At 64.0% G+C, this 23,134-nt stretch carries 21 protein-coding genes and 1 riboswitch; of the genes, 7 read left to right on the top strand and 14 right to left on the bottom strand.

Annotation, left to right across the window (positions count from 1 at the left end):
• Nucleotides 1-16 precede the first annotated feature (16 nt).
• The 4 genes from CAG34_RS02965 to CAG34_RS02950 all read right to left on the bottom strand — a co-directional run bounded on the left by CAG34_RS02965 (nt 17) and on the right by CAG34_RS02950 (nt 2,809).
• Nucleotides 17-625, bottom strand: coding sequence for a YqiA/YcfP family alpha/beta fold hydrolase (locus CAG34_RS02965; RefSeq protein ID WP_085587895.1), 609 nt, complete (start codon nt 623-625; stop codon nt 17-19).
• Between the two features lie 237 nt (nt 626-862).
• A complete protein-coding gene (cpdA, locus tag CAG34_RS02960; RefSeq protein ID WP_085587893.1) occupies nt 863-1,663 on the bottom strand; it encodes a 3',5'-cyclic-AMP phosphodiesterase in 801 nt (266 codons plus the stop codon).
• 85 nt (nt 1,664-1,748) lie between these two features.
• Complete coding sequence (locus tag CAG34_RS02955; protein WP_016501905.1) at nt 1,749-2,201, bottom strand: DUF1249 domain-containing protein; 453 nt, start codon at nt 2,199-2,201, stop codon at nt 1,749-1,751.
• Nucleotides 2,192-2,809, bottom strand: a complete 618-nt coding sequence (locus CAG34_RS02950; RefSeq protein ID WP_085587891.1) for an NUDIX domain-containing protein — start codon at nt 2,807-2,809, stop codon at nt 2,192-2,194. Before CAG34_RS02950 ends, CAG34_RS02955 begins: the two co-directional genes overlap by 10 nt.
• Nucleotides 2,810-2,994: 185 nt before the next feature.
• Between CAG34_RS02950 and CAG34_RS02945 the strand changes: the two genes are divergently transcribed.
• The gene (locus CAG34_RS02945) at nt 2,995-3,741 is read left to right on the top strand and encodes an RsiV family protein (protein WP_003258132.1); all 747 of its coding nucleotides are present in this window, start codon (nt 2,995-2,997) and stop codon (nt 3,739-3,741) included.
• On the opposite strand, the gene cytX is transcribed toward CAG34_RS02945, so the two are convergent.
• Nucleotides 3,710-4,993 (bottom strand): putative hydroxymethylpyrimidine transporter CytX, encoded by a 1,284-nt coding sequence (gene cytX / locus CAG34_RS02940; RefSeq protein ID WP_085587889.1) that lies wholly within the window; start codon nt 4,991-4,993, stop codon nt 3,710-3,712. The genes CAG34_RS02945 and cytX overlap by 32 nt on opposite strands.
• A 165-nt stretch (nt 4,994-5,158) precedes the next feature.
• Nucleotides 5,159-7,039: a phosphomethylpyrimidine synthase ThiC gene (thiC, locus tag CAG34_RS02935; protein ID WP_025340847.1), complete on the bottom strand. Its 1,881-nt coding sequence runs from the start codon at nt 7,037-7,039 to the stop codon at nt 5,159-5,161.
• A gap of 155 nt (nt 7,040-7,194) precedes the next feature.
• Nucleotides 7,195-7,301: riboswitch (TPP riboswitch) on the bottom strand.
• A 160-nt stretch (nt 7,302-7,461) separates the two neighbouring features.
• Here thiC and CAG34_RS02930 point away from each other — a divergent pair.
• The gene (locus CAG34_RS02930; RefSeq protein ID WP_085587887.1) at nt 7,462-8,898 is read left to right on the top strand and encodes a TolC family outer membrane protein; all 1,437 of its coding nucleotides are present in this window, start codon (nt 7,462-7,464) and stop codon (nt 8,896-8,898) included.
• A 152-nt stretch (nt 8,899-9,050) separates the two neighbouring features.
• On the opposite strand, the gene waaA is transcribed toward CAG34_RS02930, so the two are convergent.
• Both waaA and CAG34_RS02920 read right to left on the bottom strand, forming a co-directional pair.
• On the bottom strand, nt 9,051-10,322 hold the full coding sequence (waaA, locus tag CAG34_RS02925; protein WP_085587885.1) for a lipid IV(A) 3-deoxy-D-manno-octulosonic acid transferase: 1,272 nt from the start codon (nt 10,320-10,322) through the stop codon (nt 9,051-9,053).
• Nucleotides 10,323-10,333: 11 nt separating this feature from the next.
• The gene (locus CAG34_RS02920; protein ID WP_025340850.1) at nt 10,334-11,224 is read right to left on the bottom strand and encodes a LysR family transcriptional regulator; all 891 of its coding nucleotides are present in this window, start codon (nt 11,222-11,224) and stop codon (nt 10,334-10,336) included.
• A gap of 87 nt (nt 11,225-11,311) precedes the next feature.
• Here CAG34_RS02920 and CAG34_RS02915 point away from each other — a divergent pair, with 87 nt between their 5' ends.
• From CAG34_RS02915 to CAG34_RS02900, 4 genes are all read left to right on the top strand, one after another.
• Nucleotides 11,312-11,644, top strand: coding sequence for a multidrug efflux SMR transporter (locus CAG34_RS02915; RefSeq protein WP_085587883.1), 333 nt, complete (start codon nt 11,312-11,314; stop codon nt 11,642-11,644).
• Nucleotides 11,645-11,805: 161 nt separating this feature from the next.
• Complete coding sequence (locus CAG34_RS02910) at nt 11,806-12,981, top strand: FAD-binding oxidoreductase (protein WP_085587880.1); 1,176 nt, start codon at nt 11,806-11,808, stop codon at nt 12,979-12,981.
• Nucleotides 12,978-13,790 (top strand): aldo/keto reductase, encoded by an 813-nt coding sequence (locus CAG34_RS02905; protein ID WP_085587878.1) that lies wholly within the window; start codon nt 12,978-12,980, stop codon nt 13,788-13,790. Before CAG34_RS02910 ends, CAG34_RS02905 begins: the two co-directional genes overlap by 4 nt.
• A 48-nt stretch (nt 13,791-13,838) precedes the next feature.
• A complete protein-coding gene (locus CAG34_RS02900; protein WP_075046548.1) occupies nt 13,839-14,807 on the top strand; it encodes a metal ABC transporter ATPase in 969 nt (322 codons plus the stop codon).
• 133 nt (nt 14,808-14,940) lie between these two features.
• Here the strand turns inward: CAG34_RS02900 and hldE are convergent, their stop codons facing one another.
• The 3 genes from hldE to CAG34_RS02885 all read right to left on the bottom strand — a co-directional run bounded on the left by hldE (nt 14,941) and on the right by CAG34_RS02885 (nt 19,492).
• Nucleotides 14,941-16,362: a bifunctional D-glycero-beta-D-manno-heptose-7-phosphate kinase/D-glycero-beta-D-manno-heptose 1-phosphate adenylyltransferase HldE gene (gene hldE, locus CAG34_RS02895; RefSeq protein WP_061550410.1), complete on the bottom strand. Its 1,422-nt coding sequence runs from the start codon at nt 16,360-16,362 to the stop codon at nt 14,941-14,943.
• 130 nt (nt 16,363-16,492) lie between these two features.
• Nucleotides 16,493-18,301 (bottom strand): lipid A export permease/ATP-binding protein MsbA, encoded by a 1,809-nt coding sequence (msbA, locus tag CAG34_RS02890; protein ID WP_085587876.1) that lies wholly within the window; start codon nt 18,299-18,301, stop codon nt 16,493-16,495.
• Between the two features lie 15 nt (nt 18,302-18,316).
• Complete coding sequence (locus CAG34_RS02885) at nt 18,317-19,492, bottom strand: O-antigen ligase (RefSeq protein ID WP_085587874.1); 1,176 nt, start codon at nt 19,490-19,492, stop codon at nt 18,317-18,319.
• Between the two features lie 101 nt (nt 19,493-19,593).
• Here CAG34_RS02885 and CAG34_RS02880 point away from each other — a divergent pair, with 101 nt between their 5' ends.
• Complete coding sequence (locus CAG34_RS02880) at nt 19,594-20,199, top strand: toluene tolerance protein Ttg8 (RefSeq protein WP_015272032.1); 606 nt, start codon at nt 19,594-19,596, stop codon at nt 20,197-20,199.
• Between the two features lie 3 nt (nt 20,200-20,202).
• On the opposite strand, the gene CAG34_RS02875 is transcribed toward CAG34_RS02880, so the two are convergent.
• The 3 genes from CAG34_RS02875 to CAG34_RS02865 form a co-directional block, all read right to left on the bottom strand.
• Nucleotides 20,203-21,294 carry a glycosyltransferase gene (locus tag CAG34_RS02875; protein WP_085587872.1) on the bottom strand — a complete coding sequence of 364 codons (1,092 nt, stop codon included), beginning with the start codon at nt 21,292-21,294 and terminating at the stop codon, nt 20,203-20,205.
• A 33-nt stretch (nt 21,295-21,327) separates the two neighbouring features.
• Nucleotides 21,328-22,101, bottom strand: coding sequence for a glycosyltransferase family 2 protein (locus CAG34_RS02870; protein ID WP_085587870.1), 774 nt, complete (start codon nt 22,099-22,101; stop codon nt 21,328-21,330).
• Nucleotides 22,102-22,167: 66 nt separating this feature from the next.
• Nucleotides 22,168-23,124, bottom strand: coding sequence for a glycosyltransferase (locus CAG34_RS02865; RefSeq protein ID WP_075046554.1), 957 nt, complete (start codon nt 23,122-23,124; stop codon nt 22,168-22,170).
• Between the last annotated feature and the right edge of the window lie 10 nt (nt 23,125-23,134).

Genomic DNA, 23,134 nt, shown 5'->3' with positions numbered 1-23,134 from the left:
GGTGAATGCAAAAAAGTCAAAATACAGAAAAATCGAGCGCTGCGTACTGCCCAGGGGCAATGCCGGCAAAGGCCAGCAGTGCCGGCAGGCGCTCGGCGAAGCCCTGGAAGCTGTGGTCGCCACCGGCCTGGATGCGCAGGGCACAAGCACGGTAATAGCGCTCGGCGTGGCGATAGTCCAGGGTTTCATCGGCGGTCTGCAGCCACACTTGATAGCGGCTGGCGTCCACCGGGGCTGGTACTTCCAGCTCGGCCAGGGCCTGCACGTGATCGTGGGTCAGCTCCCAGGCTTCACCGGTGTAGTGATTGTGCTGGGTGCCCAGGTAGCCGTCGAAATGCTTGTGCGGTGTTACCGCCGGGTTCACCAGCAAGGCCTTGAGGCCGTGGCGCTCAGCCAGACAGGTGGCATAGTAGCCGCCGAGCGAACTGCCCACCAGCAGTGGCGCGCCCAGCTCGGCGATGGCCGCTTCGAGCTGGGCGATGGCCTGCCGTGGGTGGTGGTGCAAGGCGGGCACCCGCAGTTGGGCCGACAGGCCCAGTTGCTGCATCATGGCCTCGAGTTGGCGCGCCTTGGTCGAAAGTGGCGAGCTGTTGAAGCCATGGATATAGAGGATGGAACCCGACATGCTGCCCCCGGAATCTGTGGCTTCGCGCCCGGTGATATGGGCGCAGGGACGCGCAGTGTAGCGCGTTCGCCGGGTTTTGGCGCCGCACAGGGGTTTTAGCAACAAATTCTTCAACAGCTTTGAGAGTGCCGGGGGCGCTTTGCGCCCCTATCGCGACACAAGGCCGCTCCCACAGGAGATCGCGTACCCCTGTGCGGCCTTGTGTCGCGATAGGGCTGCGCAGCGGCCCCAAAATCCTCAATAACCAGGGCTATCGAAGTCGAGCTTCACTTCGAAGTCCAGCGCCCGCTCCACCCCGGTCTCCAACCGCCCGTCGGCGTGCAGGCGCAGCCAGCGGTATCCAGGCTGCTCCTCGCTCACCTTGAAATCCTCGCTGCGCGCCGCGAACTGGATACAGGTCGACGGAGTGGCCAGCAGGCGACGGCCGTCGCGCACTTCATCCCATTCCTGGTGCACATGCCCCCACAGCAGCGCCCGCACCTGTGGATAACCCTCGACGATATCGAACAGCGCCTGGGCATTGCGCAAGCCGATCGGCGCAATCCAGGCACAGCCGATATCCACCGGCTGATGGTGGAAGCACACCAGGCAATGCCGTTCACCCGCCTCTCGCAAGGCCGTTTCCAGCACTGCCAGCTGATCACCCTCCAGCAGCCCATGCGTCGCCCCGGGGACGGCCGTGTTGAGCATGACGATGCGCCACGCACCGATATCGGTCACCGCCTGTACCAGCTCCGGCGCCACTTGCGCCATGACTCGGGCCTCGTCATGGTTGCCAGGCAACCAGCGGGTGGGCACGGCAAACGGTGCGGTCAGCTCACGGAATGCTTCATAGGACGCCACGCTGGCGTCCTGGGACAGGTCGCCAGTGCACAGCAGCAGGTCGACAAGCGGTTGCTCCCGTCGCACCTGGGCCACTACATGGCGCAGGCTGTCACGGGTATTGAGGCCCAGCATGCTGCCGGCTGGGTCGGCGAACAGGTGGGCATCGGTCAGTTGCACCACATGCACGGGGCGCGATTGGTCTGGCTGCGGCAACGGCCGTCTCCTCGAACGGATTCAGCGCGAATTATGGCTGCACAACGGGTGCGAGCAAACACCCACGAACGACCTGCGTCACACTTCAGCGAACGCTCGCCAGTTCGTGACCACAAGCCAGGCAGTGGCTCAGCCATTCACCGAGGAACAGGTTGAGCTGGGCCTTTTCGTCCGGCTGGTGCATGGCCTCGTTCGGATACGGGTAGATGCTGCGCAGGCGCCGGGTGTGTTCGGCACTGACCACTTCGGCCATGCGCGCATCGTGGTACACCTGCACTTCCAGGTGCGGCACCGGCAACCACGGCAGGCTGTGCTCCTGGCGCACGTGCAGGGTGGTGGTGTACGGGCAGGCCAGCACCACGTCGAGCACCAGCACGCCAAGCATCTGGTCGCCCTGGGTCATGCCGATGCGGCGCGAGCTCTGGGTGGTGCGCATGTCGGGCAACAGGCGCATCAGCCGGGCGTAGTTGGCCTCGCAGGCTGCCTGCAGCCCGACCAGGTCGACCCGATAACGCTCGCGCAGCAGGTTCACTTCCACATACCTCGTACTTCATCACGGTTCAGCGCCAGCCATTGCAGGCCGATGATGGTCGCCGCGTTGCAGATGCGCCCGTCGCGCACCGCCTGCAGGGCATCCTCGAACGACCACACGCGCACGCGAATGTCCTCACCCTCTTCTTCCAGGCCATGCAGGCCGCCCGCCCCTTCGCTGCTGCAACGGCCGAGGAACAGGTGAACGTATTCGTCACTGCCGCCGGGCGACGGGAAGTAACGGGTCATCGGCCACAGGGCGCTGAAGGCCAGGCCGGCTTCTTCTTCGGCTTCGCGGTGGGCGACTTCCTCGGGTTGCTCGTCTTTGTCGATCAGCCCGGCCACCATCTCGATCAGCCAAGGGTTGTCGACCTTGTCCAGTGCACCGACGCGGAACTGCTCGATCAGCACCACTTCATCGCGCAACGGGTCGTACGGCAGCACGCACACCGCATCATGGCGCACAAACAGTTCGCGACTGATCTCGCGGCCCATGCCCCCGGCAAACAACTCGTGGCGCAGGCGTAGCTTGTCAAGCTTGTAAAAGCCCTGGAAGCAGTTGGCCCGCTCGATGATTTCGAAGCCCTTGGGCACTGAGTTCAACGCGTCTGACATGGAAATCCTCATTACCTCGAATACCGCATCGCGCCATCCTACTCTGCACGCCTGCCGGTTTCATCCCTTTCCGTCAACCGTTCGCGCACTCGGGACAGCGCGCCTTCTCTCTGTTAGCTTAGTGGCGAACTGAAGGCCGCGCAGACGGTCAAAGGCCGACTTTTCCCTGTTCTGCAAGGATCCTCATGACACTTGTCAAACTGACTTCCGTGGCTGTGCTGGCCCTGGCCCTGGGTGCCTGCCAAAGCCTGTTCACGCCCAACTACCGGGCGCCGCTCGAGGTCAAGCGTGATGCCTGGGAGCATGTCAAACCCGGCTGCAGCGAAAGCGACTGCCCGCTGGTGAACATCGACATGATCCACTTCCCGGCCTTGCCCAAGCTCGATGGCATCGTCGAGAAACGCCTGCTGCAACTGACCGAAGACAACCAGCGCGGTAACGCACCGACCACCCTGCAAGCCTACGAGCAGCAGTACCTGGCCAGTGCCGACAAGCGCAACAGCAGCTACCTGCAGGCCAAGGTACGCGAGCAGCATGACGGACTGGTGATCATCGAACTGTCCAGCTACCTGGACAGCGGCGGCGCCCATGGCATGCCCGGGCGTGGTTTCATCAACTATTCGCGCAAGCTGGACAAGGTGCTGACCCTGCAGGACATGCTGGTGCCTGGCCAGGAAGACACCTTCTGGAAAACCGTCGAGGAGTCGCACCGCGCCTGGCTGATCAGCGTAGGCATGGACAAGGACGCCGAGTTCATCAAGACCTGGCCGTTCAAGCAGTCGCCGCACGTCGCCCTGACGTACGGCGCGGTGGTGGTCAAGTACGAGGTCTATTCCATCGCGCCCTACTCCATGGGCCACGTGGAATTGAAGATCCCGTATCCGCGCCTGAATGGCGTGCTCAAGCCCGAACTGTTTCCCGGCCGCGGCTGAAGCTCAGCAGCCCGTGCAGTAGCCCTGCCAGCAGCAATGCCGGCAGGGTCGCACCCAGGTCCGGCGCTTGCGCGGCGATCAGATGGTACGCGGCAACACCCACCCCCCAGGCCAGCAGTGCCTGCCAGTGCAAGCCATGCACCTGTGCCGGCAAGCGGCGGCGACGGATCACGTAATGGTCCATCAATACCACACCGAACAGCGGCGCAAACACCGAGCCGATCAGCAGCAGGAAGTTCTCGTACTGTGCCAGTGGCGCCAGCAAGGCGATCAGCGTGCACAGCACGCCAATGGCCAGAGCCAGGTGCTCGACCTTCAGGCGCACCAGCACGCCGGTGGAAACGGCCGCCGAGTGAATGTCGGCAAAAGCCTTTTCCGACTCGTCCAGCAGAATCAGCAGCAGTGGGATGCCCATGCCGGCGCCCGCGAGGGCCAGCAGCAGGGCGTTGGCTTCGCCACTGCCGGCGAAGGCCAAGGTGTAGCCCACGCCCAGGCTCATCAGCCAGGTGTTGCCGATGAAGTAGCCCAGCACCGTACCGCCGAATACATGTTTGCCGTTACGGGCAAAACGCGAGTAGTCGGCGATCAGCGGCAACCACGACAGCGGCATGGCGATGGCGATGTCGAAGCCCACGGCCAGCGACATCGAACCGTCACCGGCACGGTCCCACAGTGCCGCCAGGTCGGCCTTGGCGAACAGGTTCCAGGTCAGCCACAGGCAAGCGCCCAGCAGCAGCCAGATGCCCCAGGTGCGCAGCACCTTGCGTACGAACGCCAGCGGCCCACCGACCGCGAGCAGGGTGGCCAGCGCGCCGAAGCACAGGGTCCAGAGCACAGGACTGTTCCAGGCGCTGGCTTCGCCGAACGCCCGCGCGCCCAGCAGGCTGGCGGCATCGCGCATGACGATGATCTCGAACGCGCCCCAGCCCACCAGTTGCAGCAGGTTGAGCAGCGCCGGCAAGCGCGCGCCGTGGCCGCCCAGGCTCAGTTTCAGTGTGCCCATGGCCGACAGGCCGGTATCGCTGCCGATGACACCGGCAGCCCCCAGCAGCAGCACACCCACACCGGTGCCCAGGGCGATAGCCAGCACCGCGCCGGCAAGGCCCAGGCCAGGGGCCAGCATGGCGCCGACCTGCAGCACCATCAGGCCGATGCCGAGGGAGAACCATAGCGAGAACAGGTCGCGGGCGCCGAAGATGCGCTGGGCGGTGGGGACCGGGTGGTCGGGGGAGAATTGGCTGGGTGATGTCATGGTTGGCGCTCGCCGGCAATGTTGTTGGTGTTCCTGGCGAGGACTTCGTCCTCGTATCGCGACACAAGGCCGCTCCCACAAAAACCGCGCTGGCCTCAAGCCTTGCGCGGTCCCTGTGGGAGCGGCCTTGCGTCGCGAAAGGGCCGCAAAGCGGCCCCAGCGGTCTTAGACTTTGTGATACAGCTGGCTGCCTTCCTGGCGGAACCGCTCGGCCTGCTCACGCATGCCTTGCTCGACCGTCACATCCACGGTTTCGATCTTGGCGGCGTATTCACGCACCTCCTGGGTAATCTTCATCGAGCAGAACTTCGGCCCGCACATCGAGCAGAAGTGCGCGACCTTGGCCGATTCCTTCGGCAGGGTCTCGTCGTGGTAGGCACGGGCAGTGTCCGGGTCCAGGCCGAGGTTGAACTGGTCTTCCCAACGGAACTCGAAGCGTGCCTTGGACAAGGCGTTGTCACGAATCTGCGCACCCGGGTGGCCCTTGGCAAGGTCGGCGGCATGAGCGGCGATCTTGTAGGTGATGATGCCGGTCTTCACGTCATCCTTGTTCGGCAGGCCCAGGTGCTCCTTGGGCGTGACGTAGCAGAGCATGGCGCAACCGAACCAGCCGATCATCGCCGCACCAATGCCCGAGGTGATGTGGTCGTAGCCAGGAGCGATATCGGTGGTCAGCGGGCCGAGGGTGTAGAACGGCGCCTCGTCGCAGCACTCCAGCTGCTTGTCCATGTTCTCCTTGATCAACTGCATCGGCACGTGACCGGGGCCTTCGATCATGCACTGCACGTCGTGCTTCCAGGCGATCTTGGTCAGCTCGCCAAGGGTTTCCAGCTCACCGAACTGCGCGGCATCGTTGGCGTCAGCAATCGAGCCGGGGCGCAGGCCGTCGCCCAGCGAGAAGCTGACGTCGTAGGCCTTCATGATTTCGCAGATTTCGTCGAAGTGGGTGTACAGGAAGTTTTCCTTGTGGTGCGCCAGGCACCACTTGGCCATGATCGAGCCACCACGGCTGACGATACCGGTGACGCGCTTGGCGGTCAGCGGCACATAGCGCAGCAGTACACCGGCGTGGATGGTGAAGTAGTCCACGCCCTGCTCGGCCTGCTCGATCAGGGTGTCGCGGAACAGCTCCCAGGTCAGGTCTTCGGCCACGCCATTGACCTTTTCCAGGGCCTGGTAGATCGGCACGGTACCAATCGGCACCGGCGAGTTGCGGATGATCCACTCACGGGTTTCGTGAATGTGCTTGCCGGTGGACAGGTCCATGACCGTGTCCGAACCCCAGCGGATGCCCCAGGTCAGCTTGGCCACTTCTTCCTCGATCGAGGAACCCAGGGCGCTGTTGCCGATGTTGCCGTTGATCTTCACCAGGAAGTTGCGGCCGATGATCATCGGCTCCACTTCCGGGTGGTTGATGTTGGCCGGGATGATCGCGCGGCCACGGGCGATTTCCTGGCGAACGAACTCGGGGGTGATTTCTTTCGGAATGTTGGCCCCGAAGCTGTGCCCGGCGTGCTGCTCGTCGAGCAAGCCCGCGGCGCGTGCCTCTTGCAGCTTCATGTTTTCGCGGATGGCCACGTACTCCATCTCGGCAGTGATGATGCCTTGGCGGGCATAGTGCATCTGCGAGACGTTGGCGCCCGCCTTGGCACGGCGCGGGTTGCGCACGTGGGCGAAACGCAGCTTGGCCAGTTCGGCATCGTTCAGGCGCTGCTGGCCGAAGTCGGAGCTCAGGCCGGCCAGGCGCTCGGTGTCACCGCGTGCCTCGATCCACGCCGAACGCACGTCGGCCAGGCCCTTGCGCACGTCGATGACAACGTTGGGGTCGGTGTACGGGCCGGAAGTATCGTAGACCAGCACCGGGGCATTGGACTCGCCACCGAAATCGGTCGGGGTGTCGTCCAGGCTGATTTCACGCATGGGCACGCGGATGTCCGGGCGCGAGCCTTCGACATACACCTTGCGCGAACGCGGGAACGGTTGCACGGACTGCTGATCGACTTGTGCCGATTCGCTGAGGTTGATCGCTTTTTCTTGTTTGGTCATCACAGGCTCTCCAGACGGCTTCCTAGCAGTGGAATGTCGGGGTGAACCTGAAAGGCGCGGACGCACCCTTGATGGGTGCAGTGCCGGATATGGGGGGTGCCTGAAGCTGCATGCAGCTGCGACATTCCCGGACCTGGCACAAGAGGCTCCCCGGGAAGGCGAGCAATCTTGTTCCCTACGCAGGCGCTAACCTGATCAGGTTCAACGGGATCCGCAACTTTGCGATCTCAGCCTTTGCTTCAAGGCACCCCGACAAGAACATGCGCAGTCTAGACTGGAGTGGTCGGCAAAGCCAAGCAGGTAAATGCGCGGATGATGAAAGGCACCCCGAGCGATTGTTGCCGGGTGCGCATGGCACTACACTGGCCCATCGCTCGATACTCAACAGTTCAGTAATTAAATTTCGTACAAGGATTGCCTCTATGCTGCGCAAACTCTCACTGGCAATAGCCGTGTCTTGTGCGTCCAACGGAGTGGTCTGGGCAGCGGACGTGCCCACTACAGTGAAAACCGACCTGGTCAGCGTCTATCAGGAAGCGGTCGACAACAACGCTGACCTGGCTGCGGCTCGCGCCGATTACGGCGCCCGCCGTGAAGTGGTACCGCAGGCTCGCGCCGGGTTGCTGCCCAACCTTTCGGCCGGTGCCGAAATGCTGAACACCCGCACCAAGCTGGACGAACCATCGGCCACCAGCAACCGCAGCGGCAATACCTGGAGCGCGACCCTGGCGCAACCTATCTTCCGCGCTGACCGCTGGTTCCAGTTGCAGGCGGCCGAGGCGGTCAACGAACAGGCGGCGCTGGAGCTGTCGGCGACCGAACAGAACCTGATCCTGCAAACCGCGCAGAATTACTTCGCCGTGCTCCGTGCCCAGGACAACCTGGCCGCGACCAAGGCCGAGGAAGCTGCCTTCAAGCGCCAGCTGGACCAGTCCAACGAACGATTCGACGTCGGCCTCTCCGACAAGACCGACGTGCTGCAATCCCAGGCCAGCTACGACACGGCGCGGGCCAACCGGATCATTGCCGAGCGCCAGGTACAGGATGCCTTCGAGGCCCTGGTGACCCTGACCAACCGGGAATACACATCGATTCAAGGCGTGGTCCATACCCTGCCGGTGCAGGTCCCTACGCCCAACGATGCCAAGGCCTGGGTCGAAACCGCCGGGCGCCAGAACCTCAACCTGCTGGCCACCAACCACGCGGTCGTCGCTGCCGAGGAAACCCTGCGCCAGCGCAAGGCCGGCCACGCGCCGACCCTGGACGCAGTTGCCAAGTATCAGAAGGGTGACAACGACAACTTCGGTTTCACCAACCCCGCACCGGCCCCCGTCACGCGCTATAGCGGCGACGTCGAGCAGACCAGCATCGGCCTGCAGTTGAACATCCCGATCTACAGCGGCGGCCTGACCAGTTCGCAGGTGCGCGAGGCCTACCAGCGCCTGAGCCAGAGCGAGCAGCAGCGTGAAAGCCTGCGCCGCCAGGTGGTGGAAAACACCCGCAACCTGCACCGCGCGGTAAACACCGACGTGGAACAGGTGCAGGCGCGCAAGCAGTCGATCATCTCCAACCAGAGCGCGCTGGAAGCCACCGAGATCGGCTACCAGGTGGGTACCCGCAATATCGTCGACGTGCTTGACGCCCAACGTCAGCTGTACACCTCGGTGCGCGACTATAACAACAGCCGCTATGACTACATCCTCGATAACCTGAGCCTGAAACAGGCGGCCGGCACCTTGAGCCCGCAGGACCTGCAGGACCTCAAGCGGTACCTGAAGCCAGACTACAACCCGGACAAGGACTTCCTGCCGCCGGACCTGGCGGCTGCAGCGGCGAAGAACTTCGAGCGTCGCCCCTGAGATAGAGGTGGATTTTCCGCAGGGTGGGTTTCTTTTGATGGCCTCATCGCCGGCAAGCCAGCTCCCACAGGTTCTCCACTGGCCTTAAGCCTTGTGCAGTACCTGTGGGAGCCGGCTTGCCGGCGATGAGGCCAGAAAACCCAACACAGAACTCAGCGGATAAGTGCACCCAGGCCATCGAGCAAGCGCTGCAACGCGCCCTGGTTGGCCCGCATTACCGCCCTGCCCGCCTCGCCCATGCGCTGCGCGTCCTGCGGCAACTCGACCAGCCGCCGCACCGCTTCGGCCAGCCCGTCCGCATCGTCCACCTGCTGCAACGCCCCCGCCTCGCGCAGCATCGCGCTGATTTCGAGGAAGTTGAACACATGCGGCCCCATCAGCACCGGCAAGGCCAGCGCCGCGGGCTCCAGCGGGTTGTGCCCGCCGGTCGCCACCAGGCTTCCACCGACGAAGGCAATGTCGGCCAGGGCATAGAGGAACAGCAGTTCGCCCATGGTATCGCCGAGCAATACGCGAGTCTGCGCATCGACCGGCGTGCCGGCAGAGCGCCGCACGGTGGTGAACTGTTCGCTGCACAGCGTATGCACCGCTGCGAATCGCTCGGGGTGGCGCGGCACCAAGATCAGCAGGGCATCACCATGCACCTGCAACAATTGCCGATGTGCCTGCAGGATCAACGCATCTTCACCTTCGTGGGTGCTGGCGGCGATCCACACCGGGCGCTGTGCAGCCCCCCACTGTTCACGCAATGCCTTGGCACGCGGCAACAGTTGCTCATCGATCTTCAGGTCGAACTTGATCGAACCGGTGACCTGCACGCACTCCGGACGCGCGCCCAGGTCACGAAAACGCTGGGCCTCGGTTTCGGTCTGCACGGCAATCAGGCTCATCTCGGCCAGCATCGGCCGGGTCAGCCTGGCAAAGCGCCCATAGCCACGGGCCGAGCGCTCAGACAAGCGTGCGTTGGCCAGCGCTACTGGAATGCCGCGCTTCGCACACTGGTGAATGTGGTTGGGCCACAGCTCGGTTTCCATGATGATGCCCAGCTTCGGCTGCACATGGTCGAGAAAGCGCCCTGCCGCCCAAGGCAGGTCGTAGGGCAGGTAGCAATGCTGCACGCGAGGTTCGTCGGCGAACATGGCGCGAATACGCTCTGAGCCGGTCGGGGTCATGCAGGTAAGCGTGATTGGCAATTCCGGGTAGGCCTTGAGCAAGGCGCGCACCATCGGTGCCGCCGCAATGCTCTCGCCCACCGATACCGCGTGTACCCAGATGCCGCCCCGGCGCATGGCCGGCAGCCTGAAAGCAAAGCGCTCGCCGATGCGTTGACCATAGGCCGGCGCCTTGCGCGCGCGGAGGTACAGGCGCAGCGCAACCAGCGGCAGGCCCAGGTGAAACAACAAGGTATAGAGTGTTCTGTTCATGGCCGCGGAGTTTACCCGATCGCGCGCAGGTGCACCGCAAAGCGCTCGGCCAGCCACTGCGCGGCAGGCCCCAGTGGCTCGTCGCGGCGCCAGGCCAGTTCCACCACCAAGGCCGGTGGCCGCCACTCGCTGTCCAGTTCGACCATGTGCGCCTGGTAGGTCGGGTACTGCACCACGTGCCGCGGCAGCCAGGCCCAGCCCAGGCCGCGCATCAGCAGTTCGGCCATGGCGTAGAAGCTGTCGGCGCGCCACACCTGCGGGCTGATCGCCTCCCCGCCGGGATAGCCGCTTTGCTGCGGGGCAATCAGCAATTGTCGGTGACGCGCCAATTGCTGCCGGGTAACCCGGCCTTCGCCGGCAAGCGGGTGACCGACCGCGCACACCGTGACCATTTCCACACTGCCCAGGGCGCGCCGCTCCAGCGAGGCCGGGATGCTCTCGTGGTGGAAGAACAGGCCAAGATCAGCGCGCCGCTCCACCAGCTTGCGCGCCACATCGCCCTGGGCACCGCTGGCCAGCTGCACCTCCAGGAATGGGTAGCGGCTGGCCAGCTCGTCGAGGCTGTCGATGACCGGCTGGTAGGGCATGGCTTCGTCCTGGGCGACCCGCAACAAGGCCTCCTGCCCGCGCATCAGCGCCAACGCACGGCCATCCAGGCGCTCGCACTGGCGCAACAGTTCGCGGGCATCTTCCAGCAGGGCGCTGCCATTCTCGGTCAGCTTGGGTTGCCGGCCACTGCTGCGCTCGAACAAGGTGACCCCCAGGTCGGTTTCGAGCAGGGCGATCGCGCTGCTGATCGCCGACTGGGCCTTGCGCTGCTCGCGGGCCACAGCAGAGAACGAGCGCAGTTCTGCAACGCGCAGGAAGGTACGCAACTGTTCGAGGTTCCACTGCTCGGCCATCAACCTATCTCCAATAGTGATAGGTAATGACTTTACCCCATCCAGGTTCCGTCTAGAATGCCCGACCAGTTACCGGAGGATCCCGCCATGAATGCCTACACCTACCTCGCCATCGCCATCTGCGCCGAAGTCATCGCCACCGCTTCCATGAAAGCGGTGAAAGGCTTGAGCACGCCCTTGCCGTTGCTGCTGATGGTGGTTGGCTATGGCATTGCGTTCTGGATGCTGACCCTGGTGGTGCGCAGCATTCCGGTGGGGATCGCCTATGCCATCTGGTCGGGGCTGGGGATTGTACTGATCAGTGTGGCGGCGCTGGTGATCTATGGGCAGAAGCTGGATGTGCCAGCGATGCTGGGCATGGCGATGATCGTGGGTGGGGTGGTGGTGATTCAGTTGTTTTCGAGGACGGCTGGGCATTGAGGCAGCCTGTACGGGCCTCATCGCCGGCAAGCCAGCTCCCACAGAGTTGATACAGGCCGCAGGGTCAACGCCATCCCTGTGGGAGCTGGCTTGCCGGCGATAGGGCCATCACAGGTATACCCTGTATACTTGCCAGCTGTCCCAGTCTTCGAGGTACCGCCATGCCATCCGCCATTTCCACTGACGTGCTGATCGTCGGCGCCGGGGTCGCAGGCCTCTGGCTCAATGCCCGCCTGCGCCGGCTGGGCTACTCGACAGTACTGGTGGAACGCGCCAGCCTTGGCGGCGAGCAGACCATCAAGTCCCAAGGCATCATCCATGGCGGCACCAAGTACGCCCTGCACGGTGCCCTGACCGGCGCCTCGGAAGCCATCGCCGACATGCCGCGACGCTGGCGCGAAGCGCTGAGCGGCAGCGGCGAGCTGGACCTGACCCGCACCCGCCTGCTGTCCGACGCCCACTACCTGTGGTCACCAGGCACCCTGGCCGGCAACCTCACCAGCTTCTTCGCCAGCAAGGCCGTGCGCGGCCGGGTCGACCAGGTGAAGGGCGAGCAACTGCCGCCGGCGCTGCAGGACCGCGCCTTCAAGGGCAAGGTCTATCGCCTGGCCGAACTGGTCATCGACGTACCCAGCCTGCTGGCCAACCTGGCCGAACTGGCAGGCGACAGCCTGCTGGCCGGTGAGCGCATCGAGCCACTGCGCGAGGGCGACGACCTGGTCGGCCTGCGCGTCGACGAGCGCGACATCCGCGCTCAGCGCATCGTGCTCAGCGCCGGCGCCGGCACCGAAGAGCTGCTGCATGCCCTGGGCCAGAACCAGCCAGCCATGCAGACACGCCCGCTACATATGGTGATGGCCAAGGGTGCCAACCTGAAACCGCTTTACGCCCATTGCCTGGGTGGCGGGCCAAAGCCACGGGTGACGGTTACCACCCACCCCGCCGCCGATGGCCAGTGGGTCTGGTACCTGGGCGGCGACCTGGCCGAAGCCGAAGGCGTTGCCCGCGAGCCGGCTGCGCAAATCGCCGCGGCACAGAAAGAGATCGCCAGCCTGCTGCCATGGGTCGACCAGAGCCAGGTGCGCTGGGCCACCCTGCGGGTCAACCGTGCGGAACCGGCGCAATCGGGCCTGGTCCGCCCAGACAACGCCTTCCTCGCCGACCAGCAACGCCTGCTGGTCGGCTGGCCGACCAAGCTGGCCCTGGCACCGGACTTCAGCGACCGGGTCATCAGCCACCTGGAGCGCGACAGTATCCGCCCACAGGCGCAGGCCGACATGGCCGACCTGCCACGCCCACCGCTGGGCGTACCGGCCTGGGAGCAACTGCTGCCATGAGCCTGCCGACCCTGCACGACTTCCATCGCCCCTTGGGCAGCACCGGTTTCAAGGTTTCGCCGCTCGGCCTGGGCACGGTCAAGCTGGGCCGCGACCAGGGCGTGAAGTACCCCACCGGCTTCACCATCCCCGGCGATGACGAAGCCCGCCTGCTGCTGGCCCAGGCCCGCGAGCTGGGCATCAACCTGATCGACACCGCCCCGGCCTACGGCCGCAGCGAAGAGCGCCTGGGCCCGCTGCTGCGCGGCCAGCGCGATGAATGGGTGATCGTCAGCAAGGTTGGCGAAGAATTCGACAATGGCCAATCGCACTTCGACTTCAGCGCCGCCCACACCCGCCGCTCGGTGGAGCGCAGCCTGCGGCGCCTGGAAACCGACCGCATCGAGCTGGTGCTGGTGCATTCCGACGGCAACGACCTGGCGATCCTGGAACAGCAGGAGGTCTACCAGACCCTTGCCGAGCTCAAGCAGGAGGGCAAGATCCTCGGCTTCGGCCTGTCCGGCAAGACCGTCGCCGGCGGCCTGAAGGCGCTGGAGCAAGGCGACTGCGCCATGGTCACCTACAACCTCAATGAACAGGCAGAACGCCCGGTGCTGGACTACGCTGCCGAACACGGCAAGGCCATCCTGGTGAAGAAGGCCCTGGCCAGCGGGCATATCTGCCTGGCCCCGGGCGTTGACCTGGTGCAGGCCAGCTTCGAGCTGCTGTTCGCCCACCCGGGCGTCAGCAGTGCTATCGTCGGCACCATCAATCCGTTGCACCTGGCCCACAACGTGGCCACCGTCGCCCGTATCCTGGGCCAGCATTGAGTTGCCCGGCCCACGGGCCTGGACTGACCCGACGCAAGGAGGAGCCTCGTGGCGCGAACGCTGATCCGCAAGAACCCGAGCAACTTCAAGACACTGCCGCTGCATGTCGAGGCCACGCCCGAAGGGCTGATCTACCAGAGCATCGGCATGCCGCTGAACTTTGCCCAGATCCAACAACGGCGCAAGGCCATCCAGTTGCCCGACGTGCAGCGCTTCGTGATCGAACTGGCCAACCTGGGCGTGTCGGTGCGGCTGACCCTGCATTGGCAGAACCGCGATTATTGGGTGCTGGTACGTCAGCGCCGGCAAGACCGTGGCGACGTGGTGCTGAAACTGATTTCCGGCTATGTGCCGGCGCAGGAGCTGAACCTGCCATTGCACACGGCCGTGCAGGAAGTGGCCGAGGAATGCCTGCTGGAAACCCCGGAAGGCTGGCTGGGCGGGCGCTTCAACGACACCTGGTTGCCGGTGCCCTACGCTGCCGCCCTGCACTACCGCGAAACGCCGCACTTCGTGCTGGCCCCGGAGTCCGGTGCCGCGCGCCCGGTGCACTGCGGCAAGCTGATGCTGCTGGAACGGCCACGGGCGTATGTGCACCTGCCCACCGCCTCGCTGCAACTGATCTACGACATGCGCCTGCAGGTACCCCGGGACGCCAAGAAGCTCAGCCTGTTCCACGTTGATGAGCGGCTGGAGGGCGACCAACTGGTGGCGCGGCTAAACCGCAAACGGCCAGACCTGTACCTGATGCCATTGAAGGACGGCCAGCCACTGGCTGAGCTGTATACCGTAAAGAAGGATGAACTGGTGCCGGCGAGCACGCGCGGGCTGTACCTGGCCGAAAGTTTTGCCCGGCAGGAAGGCTGGGTGGTCACGGACGAGCGGGTGCGCTGGAAGGATTGGGTGAAGCAGCAGGGGTTGGTGGAGAACAAGCCGGTGCGGGCATCGCACCTGCAGCGGTTTGGCGACAAGGCGCGGGAACTGCTGGAGCGGGCGCGGACCTCATTGCACAAGTGACATCCTGGGGCTGCTTTGCAGCCCAATCGCCGGCAAGCCAGCTCCCACAGGTACTGCACAGGCCTTGAGAGCAGCGCGGTCGGGGTGGGAGCTGGCTTGCCGGCGATTGGGCCGCAAAGCGGCCCAAACTTTCTCAGTTCTTGCGAATCTTCTCGACGATCGCAGTGGTCGAGCTGTTCTCGACCAGCCCCAGCACCTTCACGGTACCGCCATAGGCCTTGACGATATCGGCACCCACCACCTGGTCGATGCCATAGTCGCCACCCTTGACCAGCACGTCCGGCTTGACCTGGCTCAGCAGGTTCTCCGGCGTGCCCTCGGGGAAGCTGATGACCCAGTCCACTGCCCCCAGCCCGGCCAGTACGGCCATGCGCCGGTCGACGCTGTTGATCGGCCGGCCCGGCCCTTTCAGGCGGCTGACCGAGGCATCGTCGTTGACCGCGACGATAAGGCGATCGCCCTGGGCCCGCGCCTGCTCCAGATAGGTGACATGCCCGGCATGCAGGATGTCGAAGCAGCCGTTGGTGAAGACGATCTTCTCTTTGTGCGCCCGCGCGTCGTCGATGGCCAGCAGCAGTTGCTCCAGGCCCAGCACGCCGCGCTCGGAGCCTTCCTCACGCTGGATCGCCCGGCGCAGCTCGGGGGCGCTGATCGCAGCCGTACCCAGCTTGCCGACCACGATGCCCGCCGCCAGGTTGGCCAGTGCCACGGCGTGGGGCAGGTCCTCGCCGGCAGCGATGGCCGCGGCGAGGGTGGAGATGACGGTATCACCGGCACCGGTCACATCGAACACTTCACGCGCCCGCGCCGGCAGGTGCAGCGCCGGCTGGCCGACGCGCAGCAGGGTCATGCCGTGCTCGCCACGGGTCACCAGCAAGGCGCCAAGGTCCAGGTCCTGCAGCAGCTGCAGGCCCTTGGCGACCAGCTCGGCCTCATCGGCGCAACGGCCGACGATGGTCTCGAACTCGCTGAGGTTGGGGGTGATCAGGCTGGCGCCACGGTAGATGGAAAAGTCCTTGCCCTTGGGGTCGGCCAGCACCGGAATACCTTTGGCCCGCGCAGCCTGAATCAGGCTCTGGTGGTTTTTCAGTGCGCCCTTGCCGTAGTCGGACAGGACCAGCACCTTGACGCCCTCGAGCAGGCTGTCGACCTCCGCACCCAGCGACAGCGGGTCGGTGGCAAACGGTTCTTCGAAATCGATGCGCAGCAACTGCTGGTGACGGCTCATGACCCGCAGCTTGACGATGGTCGGCTGGTGCGCGATGCGCTGGAACACCGAGCGCACGCCTGCAGCCTGCAGGCTGTTGGCCAGGCTGTCGGCGGCCTCGTCCTGGCCAGTGACGCCAATCAGCGAAGCCGGCGCGCCCAGGGCGGCAATGTTCAAGGCAACGTTGGCCGCGCCGCCGGGGCGATCCTCGATCTGATCGACCTTGACCACCGGGACTGGCGCTTCAGGCGAGATACGCGAAGTACCGCCATGCCAGTAGCGGTCGAGCATGACATCGCCGACCACCAGTACCGGGGCTTGATCGAAACGCGGCATGGACAACTTCATGGGCAACCCATATGGAAATAATGAACAGGGGCAGGATATTAGCACAGGGTAGACGACGGCTTTATGGCCAGATCACCCCAGGAAAATTCCCGTGACAATCGGGGCCGCGATGGCCCCGATCAGCGAGGGGTCAGGTGATATCGGCCTTGGCCGGCTCATCCAGGCCCATGGCATGCAGGCGGGCATAATGGCCATTGGCCGCGAGCAGCTCGGCATGGGTGCCGCGCTCGACCAGCCGGCCCTGGTCCATGACCAGGATCTGGTCGGCCTTCTCGATGGTCGACAGGCGGTGGGCGATCACCAGCGTGGTACGGCCCTGCATCACATGGTCCAGGGCAGCCTGGATATGCCGCTCGGACTCGGTATCCAGCGCCGAGGTGGCTTCGTCGAGGATCAGCAGCGGCGCGTTCTTCAGCAGTGCCCGGGCGATGGCCAGACGCTGGCGCTGGCCGCCGGAGAGCAGCACGCCGTTTTCACCCACTTCAGTATCGAAGCCTTTTGGCAGCCGGTCGACGAACTCCTTGGCGTAGGCATCGGCCGCAGCGGCTTCGATGTCGGCGCGCGGGGCGCCGGCCAGGTCGCCATAGGCGATGTTGTTGGCCACGGTATCGTTGAACAGGGTGACATGCTGTGTCACCTGCGAAACGTGACGACGCAGGTTGCGCAGGCGATAGTTCTCGATCTCCACGCCATCGAGCAGGATCTGCCCCTGGTCGTGATGATAGAAGCGCGGGATCAGCGCCGCCAGGGTCGACTTGCCGCTGCCGGAGCGGCCAACCAGGGCAATCATCTGGCCCGGCTCGGCCACGAAGCTGATATCGCTCAGCACCTCACGCTCGGTACCCGGGTAGGTGAAGCTCAGGTTGCGCACTTCCAGGCGCCCTTCCACCCGCTCCTTCTCGACGGTGCCGCTGTCCACTTCAGGCGCTTCGTCCAGCTGCTCGAAGATGCTTTCGGCACCGGCCAGGCCCTTCTGTATTGTCGAGCTGACTTCCGAAAGCTGACGAATCGGCTTGGGCAACAGGCCGGCGGCGGTGATGTAAGCCACCAGGTCACCGGCAGTGGAGTCACCGCGCAGGAACAACACCAGGAACATCAGCGCGGCCATGGCGGTGTAGATCACCAGTTGCAGCATCGGCGTGTACAGCGAGCCGGTCTTGGTCATGTGCAACTGCTTGTCGGTGTTGCTCTGGCTGGCCTTGCCGAAACGCTGCTCCTCGTAGGCCTCGCCGCCGAAGCTGCGCACCACACGGTAGCCCTGGATGGTTTCCGAGGCGACGTGGGTGACGTCGCCCATTGCCACCTGGATCTTCTTGCTCTGCTTGCGGAATTTCTTGCTGGCGACGCTGACCATCACCGCAATCACCGGCAGGATGGCGACCATCACCAGGGTCAGGTGCCAGTTCATCCACAGCAGGTAGCCGAACAGGAACACCACGGTCAGGCCTTCGCGGATCACCACCTTGATCGCATCGGTGGCGGCACCGGTGACCATGGTCACGTTGAAGGTGATGCGCGAGATCAGGTGCCCGGAGTTGTGGTTGTCGAAGTAGCGGTTAGGCAGCACCAGCAGCTTGTTGAACAGTTCCACACGCAGGTCGTGCACCAGGCACAGGGAAACCTTGGCCAGGAAATAGTTGCCGAGGAACGAGCCCAGGCCCTGCCACGCGGCGATCAGGATGATCAGCAGCGGCACAGCCTGCAGCAGTTGCAGGTCGCGCAGGTAGGGAACGTTGGGGAACAACACCGCTTCGGGGTTGCTCAGCCCATCGACGAAATACTTCAGGATCCCGGCCAGCATCGGCTGGGTCGAGGCAAAGATCACGAAACCGATGATGCTCAGCAGGAAAATGCCGACATAGGGTTTCACATAGCTCAGCAGCCGGAAGTAGATCTTCAGGCTGGAGGTGTGTTCCGCCGGTCGCGGTGTTTCGGCCATTATCAAGCTCGCTGTTCAGGTTGAACCGGAAATTTTACCACAGGCATCATTTTCGGCACGCCCCCATGGCAGCAACATGGCCAGGCCCACGGGCAGCCAGCTGATGAACCATTCGGCACGTGGCGTACCGGTAAGGCTGGCGGCATCAAACTGCATGGCCAGGGTGGAGTACACCCAGAAACCGAGCAGGATCTTGCCGAACAGCGTGCCGCGTGCGCGGACGATTTCGCCCAGGGTGTACAGCCACACCATGACCCACAGCAGCATGCCGGGCAGGCCCATCTCCACTGCGATGTGAGTGAACATGTTGTGGGTATGGTCGAAGTGCTTGCCCACTGCACTCACATCGTAGGCAGCGCCCAGGCCAAGGCCGGTCCAGGGATGCGCGGCGATCATGTCGACCACGGCATGGAAGATTTCCGGCCGGTAGGACGAACCGCGCTGGGCGATCAGGTCGTACACGAGATAGAAGGCCAGGCCGGTGGCGATGGCCGCCAGCACGGCAAACACCCGGCTGTGGCGGTCACGGAACCACAGCGGGGCCAGGATCACGGTGAGCACCAGGGCCAGGATTGCCCCACGGCTCTGGCTGAGCATGGCAAACAACCCCAGGCACGCCAGCGCTGCCAGCCACAATAACTGCAGGCCACGTTGCCGCGGCGGCTCGTAAAGCAGGAAGAGCACGGCCGCACCGATGACGTAGGCGCCCAGGATCGGGTGCGATATCTCGCCGATGCCCTCCAGGCGGGCCAGCAAGGGCATGCCCAGCACGCCGTAGAAATGGATGACCGAGACCAGCGCGGCAACGGCCAGCAAGGCGCTACCGGCCAGCAGCAGCTGACGAATGCGGGCCTGGCCAAGCTGGCCCAGCAGCGGGAACGCCAGCAGGAATACCAGGATGTAGAGCAGGCGCTTGGCCTCGCGCTCCGGGTTTTCTGCGGCCGACCAGACCAGGCTGAGCCCGCTCCACGCCAGCAGCAACAACACACTCCCCCACAAGGCCGGCTGACGCCGCCAGGCCTGCACTATTACTTGCCTTGCGGACCACGCCATTACCAGCGTCGGTAACCACAGGAACAGCACCAGGCCTTGCTGATAGACCTTGTTGCTCGGTGCCAGGGCAATCGCTGCCAGGAACCAGACCAGACCAAACCCCAACCAGGCTTGCGCCCAGTTTTTTTGATACAACATCCTTTCCCCCGATGAATCAAAGACACCATCCAATGGTGCTACAACATTATTTTCGGCATTATTGCCGGTCATTCTGTTCGCCCGACGACAAGGCTCTATTCATGCAATGCTCCCGGCTCCCCCAGGTCGACTTCGACCAGCTGACACAAGGCGCACAGGTGCTTGAGGCAGATAGCCATGGCGCCAAAGTCTACCTGCTCGCGGATGGTAATTTCCTCAAGGTTTTTCGTAGGAAGCGGCTGATTTCATCTGCACTGCTACGCCCGTACTCGCAGCGCTTCGTCGACAACGCCGCACGCCTTGCACAACTGGGCATCCCCACCCTGGAGGTGATCAGCCAGCACAAGCTCGACCTGCCAGGGCGTACCGCCGTGCTGTACCGCCCGCTGCCAGGGCGCACCTTGCTGCAGATGTCGCGCGATGAGGGTTTCAGCTGGGACACCTACCTGCCGCGCCTGATCGAACTGATCCGCCAGCTGCATCGCAGCGGCGTGTACTTCCGCTCGTTGCACCTGGGTAATGTGGTAGTCACCCCCGACCAGCAACTGGGCCTGATCGACGTGGCCGACATGCGCTTCCTGCGCCCGCCGCTGTCGGCGCGCATGATTCGGCGCAATGTGCAGCATATGGTGCGCTACATCGAGCGGGAGAACCTGGGCGACCGCTTCCCCCTTGCCGCTTTCGAGGCAGCCCTGCTGGCGCGTTGAGCGTCAACTGCGCAGCAGGTTCTGCGAACCGTTGCAGAATGCCTGCCAGGCCTGCTCCGGGGCCAGCGCCTGGCGCTGCCGCGCGGCTACCGCCGGGGCACTGAGCGACGCACAACGCTCGATCGCCTCGGCCCAGGCATTTTCATTGGTAACGGGCAGGTAGCCACCGGTGTCCTGCAACTGCTCACGGAACACCTGCAGGTCGCTGCACACCACCGGCACGTCGGCCATGACCGCCTCCTGCACCACCAGCCCCAGGCCTTCGGAGCGCGAAGGCACCAATAGCCAGTCGAATGCCCGGTACAGCTGCTGCAGGTCGTCTCGGTGACCACTCAGGTGAACACGACCAGCCAGGCCAAGCGCATCGATACGAGCCTGCAGCACCGCACGCAGAGGGCCTTCGCCGATGATTGCCAACTGCAGGTCCGACTGGCGCGCACTGGCCTTGGCGAACGCCTCGATCAGCATCTCGAAACCTTTGCTCTCCACCAGCCGCCCGACCGCGCCCAGCATGACCCCTGCTACCTGTGGCAACTGCAGGGCCTGCCTGGCCGCGTCCCGGCTCAACAACGGTTCGGCGAAAGCCAGCGGGTCGAGGGCCATGCGCAAGGTTTGCACCGGCCTGCCCAGGTCGTGTTCGAGTGACGTGGCAAGTGTCTGCGAAACGGCGGCGATGCTCAGCCGCTCGGCCGGGAACATGCGCAACAGGCGAACGTCGCTGGCACTCAGGCGCGTCTTGCCGTGGAACAGCACCTTGGCACGCACCTGCGGAACCTGCTGCAACAACGGCAACACCAACCGCGCCACACCGACACCGTCGAGCAGCACGACTTCAGCCTGGGCCTCGTTCAGCGCCTTGCGCAAGCGCATGCGCAACCATGGGCGCAACAGGCGCCAGAAGTGCCGCCCTTTCAGCGCCCGTGACGGCATATGCCACTCCCGGGTCGAGCCAAGCCCACAGCAGAGCCCGCTACCCAGCAGCAGCCAGTTACTGATCCGGGCATCGGCACCCGCATGCGACAGCACCTGCCGATGCACCTTGTGGATGGACATGTACGGCGTTCCACCCGCCCACATCATATTGACGATGTTCATGGGCCCTCTCCCGCTCATGTCAGGTGGGACACTTCATTGAACAAAAATGGTGATTCCCATGCCAATCACGGCACCCGCCACCAGCGTCAATGCCAACTTTATCCGATCACGTTTACGACGTTTGGCCTTGCGCTCCACTTCGATGGGCAAGGTCACGTGATTACCAAATCCAGTGTGCAATACTGCATCACCCTCCAAGGTGACCGCTGTCAGGTTTAACTCAGAATAGCGCCGGGAAAGTGCCTTCTCTCCAGCATAGGCGGCAAATGGCGCACAACGCTGGTAATCGCTCAAACGACGCAGCCCGGGGTTGAGCGAAAACGCCTGCCACTCGGCCTTGTCGGACAGCAGCGGGTAGCAAGGCACCCCGGCGATCACCTGGCGATCGCCCAGGTGGATGTAAGGGCTGTGGACGGCCAGGTCATGGGCATGGCTGCGCAGCCACACCTGCAACAGGTCGGGGCTGACCTCCAGGATGGCCCGGGAGTCTTCGACGAAGCCCTGGCGATAGAAGTGCCAGTCGTCCTCGCAGTGAAAGATGTAGGGCGTCTTGACGTGGCTGTAGGCCAGGTCGATAGACGGCAGCTGGCCCAGCTTGGGCCGGTTGACGAACACCTTGCAGTGCGGTTTCCAGTGCTCAGGCACAGCGGCATGCACGGCATCGTCACCGGAGTCTTCGGTGATGAATACTTCGCGGATGGGCGCGGTATTGTAGCGATCGAAACTCTCAAGGGTATCTTTGAGCAGATCGAACCGCCCACAACTGGTCACGACGAGCGTGACGTCACTCTCATTAGAAAAGCGCACCGGACTCCCTCCGCATTGCGACTATCGACTTTCAACGCCCGCTCCGCAGGCGCGAAAGTTCTTATGTTAGATGCCCAGCTTCAGGCGCAGCCGCTGCCATGCAGACAACGGCGGATGGGGCCTGAGCGCCGGGCGCATGTGGTCGACGATGCTACGTCCAACTGCGCCGAAACTGAAACGGGAAACCGCCAGGTGGCGGCCATTTTCTGCAATCTGCCGGGCCAGTTCAGGTTCAGCACGCAAGCGGCGAAGCTTTTCCTGGAGGGTCGGGATGCTGTCATAGAACACCACGTTGTGCATGTCCTGCAGGCCCAGCGCGCGGTTTTCTTCCTCGCCCTGGTCATACGCCAGCAACACACAGCCACAGGCCATGGCTTCGAAGTTCTTGATCATGTATTCGCCCATGCCGACGTCGGCACTGACGAAGAAGCGGATCCGGTTGAGCGTGTTGCAGTAGTCCTCACCCGACTTGGTACGGGTCACCACCAGGTTCTCGACGCGGCCCAGCTCGTCCAGCAATGCCTTGCGGCCGCTGTAGGCCACGCTATTGGTGCTGCCGACGAAGGCCAGTTCGATGTCGCGCTCACGCCCTTGGTCGGCAAGCAACTGCTCGTCGTAGCCCTTGGGCACGAACACGGCGTCGAAACCTTCCTGGCGCAGGCGCTCGCTGACCATGTAGCCGGAGCTGATCACCCGCGCCCAGGGCAGCTTGCGGTAATGGGCGCTGAACTTGCCGGTGTATTTGCACGGGATGTAGTTCTGGTAGGCATCGTGCTCGAGGATGACCAGGTTCGGCACGGTACGGATGAACGCCGCCTGGCGGATCTCCTGCTTGAAACGCAGGAAGAAGACAATGCGGTCATAGCGCTCGACCTGCACTTCACGCTTGAAATAGCGGCGCAGGTTGCGCTGGTCTTCGCTGGTCAACCAGCGCAGGTCGCACTCGCAGTTGGCCGCGACGCCATCGTACAGGCGGTCGAGAATCGCCCGCTGTTCCTTCTGCACCAGAAATAGGACTTTCATTGGGTTCCTT

Source organism: Pseudomonas sp. B14(2017), assembly GCF_002113255.1.
Lineage (GTDB): Bacteria > Pseudomonadota > Gammaproteobacteria > Pseudomonadales > Pseudomonadaceae > Aquipseudomonas > Aquipseudomonas putida_Z.
This window is presented reverse-complemented; position numbering and strand designations above follow the sequence as displayed.